This window comes from Kitasatospora sp. NPDC051702 (assembly GCF_040681575.1).
GTDB lineage: Bacteria > Actinomycetota > Actinomycetes > Streptomycetales > Streptomycetaceae > Kitasatospora.
The window spans coordinates 39,801-46,768 of the sequence record NZ_JBFAZB010000018.1 but is presented as its reverse complement, the minus strand read 5'-3'; the positions used below and the strand labels follow the sequence as shown (position 1 = coordinate 46,768).

The window sequence follows — 6,968 nt, the reverse complement described above, 5'->3', positions numbered from 1 at the left end:
CCCCGCGTCGCGGGTTCCGGGGGGGGGGGCGGGGTTTGGCCGGGGGTACCGCGCGGGGCGCACGACGGCGGACCGGTCCGCCGTCGTGCGCCCGGCAAGATCCGAAACAGCGGGCCTACCGCAGGACGGCGAGGACGGCCCCCCACTGGGAGGTGGTGCGTCCGGCCGCGGCGCAGTGGTCCGGGTCGGTGGCGATCTTGTGGGCGGTGGTGAGGCGGTAGGAGGAGAGGGCGAGCGCGGGCAGGGCCGTCCAGCCGCTGCCGAAGGCCGGCGCCGTCCCGGTGTTGCTGCCGACCGCGCCCACCAGGAGGTCGCCCGGCCGGCAGGCGACGGAGCCGGAGTCGGTGGTGAAGGTCGTCCCGCCGGCGTCCCCGGAGGCGCGGGCGGCGGACCGGGCGGTGGTGACGCCGCGGAACTCGTCGACGGCGATGTGGAACTTGCTCGCCCGCGGGTAGTCGGCGCGGACCGTGTCGGCGGTGGTCAGGCCGGCGGCCCGGAAGGCGGCGAGCACGAGTACGCGGTGGCGCAGCGAGTCGGTCACGTCCCCGAGGACCTGGAAGCGGTCCTGCCCGGTGTCGGTGACCGAGACGGCGCCGGGGCAGGTGCTGGTCAGCATCATCGTGACGACTAGGGCGTCCCCCCGGCCGACGGGGGAGCGCACCGGGAGGTCGGCCCCGGTGCTGGACACGGCCTCCTGGTCGGCGGCGGTGCGGGCGACCCAGGCCGGGCCGGTGGTGCCCGCGGCCCCGGCCGGATCCTCCGCCGGAGCCCCGGTCGGAGCCCCGGTCGGACCCTCGCCCGGGCGTTCCGTCGCGGACGGCCGGTCGGAGGCGGCCGGTCCGGAGGCCCCGGCGGGGCAGCCGTGCGCGTCGGGCGGTGCGGCGGCCGGGGTGTCGTGCCCGGTCACGGCGAGTGTGCCGCCGCTGCCGAGCGCGATGCCGACCAGCAGACTGATCGCATGGGTCCAGATCCGGCGGCGGCGTGGGCGCGGCGTGGCCGACTGCCCGCCAGGCTGCCCGCCCGACTGCCCGCCCGGCTGTCCGCCCGGCGCCGGACCGGCGGCCGCGGCCGGTGCGGAGGCCGGTGGGGCCGTCGGGGCCGGGGTTGCGGCCGGGGCCGGTGGGGTGGCGCCGGGCTGCTCGGCGCCGACGGCGGCGGTCCACCGGGCGTGCCACTGCGCCTCGTCGCCGCCGCAGGCCCGGACGAACGCCCTGGTGGTGGGCCAGGACGGGACCCGGGCGCCGGACGCCGCTTCGTAGAGCGTGGTGTGCGAGATCGACCCGGCCGTCTTTGCCATCGTGCGGAAGGACGGCTTCCCGGCGTCCAGGCGCAGGCGGCACAGGTCGGCCGCCAGACTCTCGGCGGGGGTGGGCGCCGGCGCCGGCGCCTCCTGCCCCGGTTTGGACTTCTGCTCCGCCACGACGACCCCCGTTGTCAGATGTCGGATCCCTCGGTGCCGTTGCTCGATTGTCGGGTACGGATCATAGCCCTGTGTGACGGCGGTGTTCAGTCCTCCGTCGAAACCCCTTGGGGGGAAGGCGTGTTCGGCCTGTTCGGCGCGTGGTGTCAGGTGTTGTCAGTTTCCGTCAGGTGCTACCGAACAGCCCGTGTCGTCCGGTCAGCTGTGTCCCGCCGCCGGGGTTGTCCGGGCGGCACGTCAACGGTTCACACCGAACAGGGGAGTTGACATGGGCAAGGGCATTCTCAAGAGGATCGGGCGACGCGGCGCGACCGCGGCGGCCGTGGTCGCGCTGGCGGCCGGCGGGGTCGGTCTGTCCGCCGGCAACGCGAACGCCGACGGGTGGTACTACCTCACCAGCCACGTCTCCAGCGGACACGGCGTGGGCCTGTACTCCATGCCCCAGTCGTACTGGCCGTCCTACAAGCCGTGGGTCTACGACCTCTCCGGTGTCGGCCACACCGGGGACAAGATCGCCCCCGACTGCTGGACGAGGGGCGAGGACATCAACAACCAGGGCAATGTCTGGTACCGGATCCACGCCGCTCACCTGGGCGCCAACGGCGCGGAGTACTGGGACACCGCGTACGTCTACGGGGCTTACGCGGACAGCAACTGGTACTTCCACTTCGCCTGGCAGAACGGCTCGATCGGCGGTTGCTGACAGTGCCCGACCCCGCCCCCGCCCGTCCGCCGGGCGGGGGCGGGATCAGCTGTGCGCCTGCTGCGCGGCCGCCCGCTTGATCGCCTCGCGGATGCGCGGGTAGCTGCCGCAGCGGCAGATGTTCTGGATCTGGTCGATGTCCGCGTCCGTCGGGGCCGGGGTCCGGCGCAGCAGGGCGACGGCGGTCATGATCTGACCGGGCTGGCAGAAGCCGCACTGGGCGACGTCGCAGTCGAGCCAGGCCTCCTGGACGGGGTGCAGCGTGTCGCCGTCGGCCAGGCCCTCGATGGTGGTGACGCTGTGGCCCTCGCAGTCCCGGACCGATCGGGTGCAGGGCTGGAACTCCTGGCCGTCCAGGTGGCTGGTGCAGGCGCGGCAGACGCCCACCCCGCAGCCGTACTTGGGGCCGGTGACGCCGAGCTTGTCGCGCAGCACCCAGAGCAGCGGCATGTCGTCCGGGGCCTCGACGGTGACGGGCTGCCCGTTGAGGACGAAGGTGTGGGTGGGCATGGCGTGGTGGGGTTCCTTGGCTGGGGGAGTCGGGCGGCGGGTCAAGCGGTGGGTCAGAAGGTGACGGGGAAGGAGCGGGGGCTGGTGCCGGTGGCGCGCGCGTAGGCGTTGGCGACCGCGGCGGAGGCCGCCGGAACGCCCAACTCGCCCGCACCACCCGGGGATCCGCTCGGCGGCATGAGGTGGATCTCGACCACCGGCGGGCTGTTCCGCTGCCGCGCGTACCGGAAGTCGGCGTAACTGCCCTCCCGGACGGCGCCGTTGTCGATGTGGTTGCCGGCCTGCAGGATCACCGAGATGCCGTCGATCAGCGCGCCGGTCAACTGGGCTTCCAGGCCACGGGGGTTGATCACCCGGCCGAGGTCGGCGGCGATGACGGCCCTGGTGACCCGGGGGCCGGCCGCGTCGGTGGCGTCGAGTTCGACCAGGTAGGCGGTGCACCCGCCGTTCTCGTCGTGGTAGCCGATGCCCTGGGCCTGCCCCGGAGGCATCGGCCGGCCCCAGGACCCCTCCCGGGCGACGGTGTCGAGGACGGCGCGCCCCGCGGCACTGCGCAGTCGGGCCCGGCGGAAGGCGACGGCGTCCTGGCCCATCCGGCGGGCGAGTTCGTCCATCATGATCTCGTCGGCGACCCGGACGGTGCCGGAGTAGACCGAGCGCCAGCTGCCGGTGTGCATGTCCAGCGGCACCTCGGCGAGGAGCTGGGTGGGCAGCCCGACGTCGTACGGGTTCTTCTCGCTGAGCAGGAAGAAGGCCTGGGCGAGGCTGAGTCCGGCCAGCGAGAGGTTGAAGCCGGCGGCGGTGAGGCTCTCGCCGAGCCCGTGCCGGAAGTCGGTCTTGACGGTCGCGGCACGGTGTTCGTAGCTGAGGACCTGGCCGAGTGCGTACGTCGCCCGGATCCGGTGGTGGCTGGCGGGGCGCATCCGGCCGTGGCGCATGTCGTCGTTGCGGGTCCACATCAGCTTGACCGGGCGGCCGGCGGCCCGGGAGATCTGCGCGGCCTCCAGCGCGGCGTCGAAGAACAGCCGGCGCCCGAACGAGCCGCCGCCGCGCACCACGTGGACGGTGACGGCGTCCTGGGGGAGGCCGAGTTCGGCGGCGATGGTCTGCTGGGCGACGATCGGCGTCTGTGCGGCGAACCAGAGTTCGGCGCGGTTGGGCCGTACGTCGGCGACGGCCGTCAGCACCTCCATCGGGGCGTGGTTGACGAAGGCGAAGTCGAACTCGCCGTCCACGTACCGGGTGAGCAGTGGCGGGACGAGGAACGGCGCGTGGGCGGCGCGCAGCCGGGTACGGATGTCGGGGTCGGAGAGCCCGGCCAGCGGCCCCGGGTTCCACGCGGTGCGCAGGGCGTCGCGGGCCTTGAGGGCCTGGTCGAAGGTCTCGGCGAGGACGGCGACTCCGCTGGGGATCTGCACCACGCCGAGCACGCCGGGCATCGCGCGGGCGGCGGAGGCGTCCAGGGACCGCAGGGTGCCGTTGATCGTGGTGGGGCGGGCGACCACCGTCGGCACGGCGCCGGGGACGGCGAGGTCGCCGGCGTACACGGCGCGGCCGGTGACGATGTCGCGGGCGTCGATCCGGCCGGTGGGCGTGCCGACCAGGCGCTGCCGCTCGGGCGGCTTGGGGGCGGCGGAGACGGCCGGGGCGGCGACGGAGGCGGCCTCGGCGGCGAGTTCGCCGTAGCCGGCCCGGCGGCCGTCGGGGGCGAGGACGGCGGAGTCGGCGGTGGTCAGGGTGTCCGCCGGAACGTTCCAGCGCCGGGCGGCGGCGGTCACCAGCCGGGCGCGGGCGGCGGCGGCCGCGGCGCGCACCGGGTCGTACAGCGAGCGCACCGAGTTGGAGGCCCCGGTCAGCTGGTTGAAGAGCAGTTCGGGGCGGCCGTCGGAGAGCGGGACGTCCACGTCGGCGAGCCGGGCGTCGAGTTCCTCGGCGACCAGCATCGCGATGGCGGTGGTGAGGCCCTGGCCGACCTCCAGCCGGGGCAGGTGCAGCACCGCGCGCCCGGCGGCGGTGAGTTCGAGCACCAGCAGGTGCGAGGTCGGCAGGCCGGCGAGGATCAGTGCGTCGCCGAGGTCGAGGATGTCCGGGATGCCGGGCAGGCCGATCAACTGCGAGGGGGCGGCGGCCTCCTGGGTGGCCGCGGCGGCGCGGACGGCGGCCCGCGCGGTGGCGGGCGCGGCGGCGTCGAGGCCGAGCCGGGCGCCGACGGTGAGGGTCGGCGCGGCCAGCAGGTAGGTGAGGAAGCGGCGGCGGCCGGTTCCGCTGGCGGCCGGTTCGTCGCCGGGGTGGCCGGTGTCGGTGGTGGACGGGGCGTCGCCGGAGTGGCCGGTGCCGGTGGCGGCCGGTTCGCCGTCCGGGTGGTCGGTGTCGCCCGAGGGGGCGAGGGAGGTGGTGATGGGAGGAGTCCTTCGAGCCGTGACGGCGCCGGGAACGGGCGGGCACGGCGGCCCCGGCCCCGGTGCCGGATCGCGAACGCCGTTGAGCATAGGAGGGCGTTACTGACGGGTCAACACGGCCAACATTGGCCCCCGGGTGGGCTCGTCGGGCTCCGGCGGCGGGCCGGCCGGGCGGATTCGGGGCGGGTACGGACGGCGTCGTGACCACGCGGGCGGGGCGCCCCCGGGGGTGCGGGGAACGGGCAACCGGCCACCCTCGCACGGGGGTTCAGCGATCGCCCGCCGGTGCGGCGGCGCCCCGGCCAAGTGGCCCAGGGAATTCCTTGATCACTGGACCTTCCGGGCGGACCGGTTCCTTCCTAGGCTGAGCGGCGAACCGTTGCGAACCGCCGGCCCGCGCGCCGCCCCACGCCAGGAGAGAAGTGCCGACCAGCAGCGCCCCAGCCACCAGACTCCTGCCGCCGGCCGGACCCCAGCGCACCCTCGCCGCCGCCCAGTTGGCGAGCGCCGTCGGCGACGGCGCCTACTTCACCTGCTCCGCGCTCTACTTCACCCACGTCGTCGGCATGTCGGCGACCGCGCTCGGCGCCGGCCTCGCCGTCGCCTGGGCGCTCGGCTCCCTGGCCGGGGTGCCGCTCGGCGCCCTCGCCGACCGCCGCGGGCCGCGCCGCACCGCGGTGGCGCTCGCCCTCGCCACCGCGGTCGTGGTCGCCGCCTTCCTGGTGATCCGCGACTACGGGCCGTTCCTGGTCGCGGTCTGCGTCTACGCGACCACGCAGTCCGGGCTCACCGCCGCCCGGCAGGCGCTGGTCGCCGGCCTGGTGCCGCCCGCCGAGCGCACCGGACTGCTCGCCCACCTGCAGTCGACCCTCAACGGCGGGCTGGCCGTCGGCGCGGCCATCGGCGGCGTCGCGCTGACCATCGGCACCCGGGCGGCGTTCCTCGGCGCCTTCGTCGTCACCGCGCTCGGGTTCCTGGCCGGCGCACTGGTCCTGCTGCGGCTGCCCGAAGTCCCGCCCGCGCCCGCCCGGCCGGACGCCGGACCGCGCCTGGCCGTCCTGCGGGACCGCCGCTACGCGGCCGTCGCCCTGGTCAACACCGTTCTGCTGCTGCGGATGCCCCTGCTCAGCCTGATCCTGCCGCTCTGGATCGCCGACCGCGCACCCGGGATCGGCTGGCTCAGCTCGGCCCTGTTCGTCCTCAACACCCTGGGCGTACTGGCCTTCCAGGTGCGGGCGGCGCGCGACGTCACCGGACTGGCCTCGGCCACCCGCGCGGTCCGCTCCTCCGGGCTGCTGCTGCTCGCCTGCTGCGCCGTCTTCGGCCTCTCCGCCCTGGACGTGCCGCTGTGGGGCCTCGCCGCGCTGCTGGTGGCCGCCTCGGTGCTGCTGCTGGTCGGCGAGATGCGGCAGTCGGCCGGCTCCTGGCAGATCAGCTTCGACCTGGCCCCGCCGGACCGGATCGGGCAGTACCAGGGCTTCTTCGGCACCGGCGTGGCCGTCGCCCGCACCCTCGGCCCGCTGCTGCTCACCGCCCTGCTGCTGGACGGCGGCCTGGTCGGCTGGCTCGTCCTGGGCGTCCTCTTCCTGGCGGCCGGCCACGCGATGGGGCCGGTCGTGCGCTGGGCCGACCGCGACCGCGACTACCCGTCGCCCGCCGGGCCCTCCCGACCGTCCTCCGCCGTCGGGGCCACGGCCGCCGAGAAGCCGTAGAGGTCGTCGTCACCGCCGTAGCGGTCCTCGTCCCCCGGTGGCGCCGGCCGCGCCCGGTGGGCCCGCCCGGCGAACAGGTCGTCGGGCGCGGTCTCGGCCAGGTCGGCCAACGGGTCGACCGCCGGGCGCGTCCGCTTCTCCCCGGTCATCGCATGCTCCAACCGCCGCTGTTCCGGATACGCCCGATGCTACTCCGCACGCCGCTCCGGGCGGGGCCCGGAAAA

Annotated in this window: 6 protein-coding genes; 2 read left to right on the top strand and 4 right to left on the bottom strand. The window is 75.4% G+C overall.

Features of this window, described 5'->3' with window-relative positions:
- Positions 1–115 precede the first annotated feature (115 nt).
- Complete coding sequence (locus AB0N04_RS17460; protein ID WP_360209687.1) at positions 116–1,420, bottom strand: hypothetical protein; 1,305 nt, start codon at positions 1,418–1,420, stop codon at positions 116–118.
- A 268-nt stretch (positions 1,421–1,688) separates the two neighbouring features.
- Between AB0N04_RS17460 and AB0N04_RS17455 the strand changes: the two genes are divergently transcribed.
- A complete protein-coding gene (locus AB0N04_RS17455) occupies positions 1,689–2,123 on the top strand; it encodes a hypothetical protein (RefSeq protein WP_360209689.1) in 435 nt (144 codons plus the stop codon).
- A gap of 45 nt (positions 2,124–2,168) precedes the next feature.
- On the opposite strand, the gene AB0N04_RS17450 is transcribed toward AB0N04_RS17455, so the two are convergent.
- Positions 2,169–2,633, bottom strand: coding sequence for a (2Fe-2S)-binding protein (locus AB0N04_RS17450; RefSeq protein WP_360209691.1), 465 nt, complete (start codon positions 2,631–2,633; stop codon positions 2,169–2,171).
- A 53-nt stretch (positions 2,634–2,686) separates the two neighbouring features.
- Complete coding sequence (locus AB0N04_RS17445; RefSeq protein ID WP_360209693.1) at positions 2,687–5,122, bottom strand: molybdopterin cofactor-binding domain-containing protein; 2,436 nt, start codon at positions 5,120–5,122, stop codon at positions 2,687–2,689.
- Between the two features lie 332 nt (positions 5,123–5,454).
- On the opposite strand from AB0N04_RS17445, the gene AB0N04_RS17440 reads away from it, so the two are divergent.
- Positions 5,455–6,744, top strand: a complete 1,290-nt coding sequence (locus AB0N04_RS17440) for an MFS transporter (RefSeq protein ID WP_360209695.1) — start codon at positions 5,455–5,457, stop codon at positions 6,742–6,744.
- On the opposite strand, the gene AB0N04_RS17435 is transcribed toward AB0N04_RS17440, so the two are convergent.
- Positions 6,675–6,893 (bottom strand): hypothetical protein, encoded by a 219-nt coding sequence (locus AB0N04_RS17435; RefSeq protein WP_360209700.1) that lies wholly within the window; start codon positions 6,891–6,893, stop codon positions 6,675–6,677. The genes AB0N04_RS17440 and AB0N04_RS17435 overlap by 70 nt on opposite strands.
- Positions 6,894–6,968: the final 75 nt, after the last annotated feature.

Bases quoted from the DNA above. Each gene is read 5' to 3' on its own strand.
- AB0N04_RS17435 (WP_360209700.1), bottom strand. From the start codon at position 6,893: ATGACCGGGGAGAAGCGGACGCGCCCGGCGGTCGACCCGTTGGCCGAC.
- AB0N04_RS17455 (WP_360209689.1), top strand. From the start codon at position 1,689: ATGGGCAAGGGCATTCTCAAGAGGATCGGGCGACGCGGCGCGACCGCG.
- AB0N04_RS17445 (WP_360209693.1), bottom strand. From the start codon at position 5,122: ATGCTCAACGGCGTTCGCGATCCGGCACCGGGGCCGGGGCCGCCGTGC.
- AB0N04_RS17450 (WP_360209691.1), bottom strand. From the start codon at position 2,633: ATGCCCACCCACACCTTCGTCCTCAACGGGCAGCCCGTCACCGTCGAG.